Source organism: Hydrotalea sp. AMD (assembly GCF_004100315.1).
Lineage (GTDB): Bacteria > Bacteroidota > Bacteroidia > Chitinophagales > Chitinophagaceae > Hydrotalea > Hydrotalea flava.
The window spans coordinates 1-1493 of record NZ_SCKY01000050.1 but is presented as its reverse complement, the minus strand read 5'-3'; the positions used below and the strand labels follow the sequence as shown (position 1 = coordinate 1493).

Genomic DNA, 1493 nt, shown 5'->3' with positions numbered 1-1493 from the left:
TTACCCAATTTACTTTTTAAAAAATAGTAGTATAATATAATTTCTTTCTTAATAAACAAATAGGTGAATATCATGAACCAATTAGTAGAAACATCATCAAACGTATCAGCTTTGTCACAAATCAATACTAACATTACTGTTGGTATCGATGATGTGGTCAATGTGTTCATTTCCAGATATGAAACTGGTTTGAACAAACAGCGTACTAGTAACCAAGCCATTATTAAGGACTTGAATGTCAAGATCAAAGCTGTTACAGATTCAATTCTGGATCAAGCAAAACAATATGTCGAAATCATGAACATCGAAGGTGAAGTCAATAACGGCATCTTCACTTTGTTTACTTCAATTGGTAAAGACAGTTACCAATTGAAGATTGAACAAAAACATGTTCAATACAAAATCAATACCAAAATCAAATCCAATACCAGCAACGACCACTACAACAAAGAAACGAGTGGCAGCATCTATGGTGAGTTCCAGATCTCTGAATCAGATCTGGAACAATACAACGATCTGATGAGTCAGAAGGCACAAATTACAGCCATCCTGACTCAGATCAATAATGACCTACGAAATGTTGGTTCAAAAGAACGTCAAGTTCGTGGTCAGATTGCTGAACAAAAATTGGTCAGCCAAGGTATGCAAGATCTGATTAATGATCCAACTATTCTGGCATTGATTGATACATCAACAATTCAAGTTATTGAATAAGGTAGGTGGATAAAAGTGGAATATAATTATATTTCACTTTTTTCTTTAAAATCAACTGGGCAATTTATTTTAATTGTCCAGTTTTCTTTTTATTAATTTTTGTATAATATATTCAAGTTAATAAAAAAGAGAGAACAGTTATGACAACCTTAGTAACAAGAGACTCTTTAAGAGATCTAATCCAAAATCCAAAACAACCTGAAATGGTTCAACACGTGGTCGGTAAAGCTCTTATCTCCCTGTTTGAGAGACAGACCAAAGATGAACAATCTTCTAACTCAACTACCAAACATAATGGTATTGGTTTTGCTGGTGGTGATGCAAAAGGTGGTTCATTAACAGCTAAGTTCTATCTTAAACATAAAAGATTGGAACAGTGGATGATCGATAACTGGATTAAGATTAATACCAAAACTGGTTATCCTAGATTGTGTAAATATCATGCTCAATTAAATGAGATTGCCCTTCTGAAACAGGATATGAAACATGGGCGTTAAAACTGTTCATCCAAAAACAAAAGATCATCAAGTAGAATTGGAATATGATGGTTGTCTTAATAATAGTGACAAACCATTATTTAATGGAACATATGATGAATGTGTTCAATTCTTAAGAAACTTACCAGACAGAATCTGGAATGATTACATCGAAGATGGTTGGGACTTTGCTATTGTCAACTTGACTACTAAACGTGTCTGTAGTTATGTCCTATAAATTCTTGCCCAATTGATTTTTGATTAAAAAGTAGTATAATATAATTTTAAATCAATAAGAGAGAA

2 protein-coding genes are annotated in these 1493 nt (G+C 32.7%); both read left to right on the top strand.

From position 1 onward, the window contains the following. The first annotated feature begins 72 nt into the window (after positions 1–72). On the top strand, positions 73–714 hold the full coding sequence (locus EO766_RS17535) for a hypothetical protein (RefSeq protein WP_287101689.1): 642 nt from the start codon (positions 73–75) through the stop codon (positions 712–714). A gap of 140 nt (positions 715–854) precedes the next feature. After that, a complete protein-coding gene (locus EO766_RS17530) occupies positions 855–1211 on the top strand; it encodes a hypothetical protein (RefSeq protein WP_287101688.1) in 357 nt (118 codons plus the stop codon). Positions 1212–1493 lie beyond the last annotated feature (282 nt).

Excerpts from the sequence above, each read along its gene's own strand:
- EO766_RS17530 (WP_287101688.1), top strand. The coding sequence starts at position 855 with ATGACAACCTTAGTAACAAGAGACTCTTTAAGAGATCTAATCCAAAAT.
- EO766_RS17535 (WP_287101689.1), top strand. The coding sequence starts at position 73 with ATGAACCAATTAGTAGAAACATCATCAAACGTATCAGCTTTGTCACAA.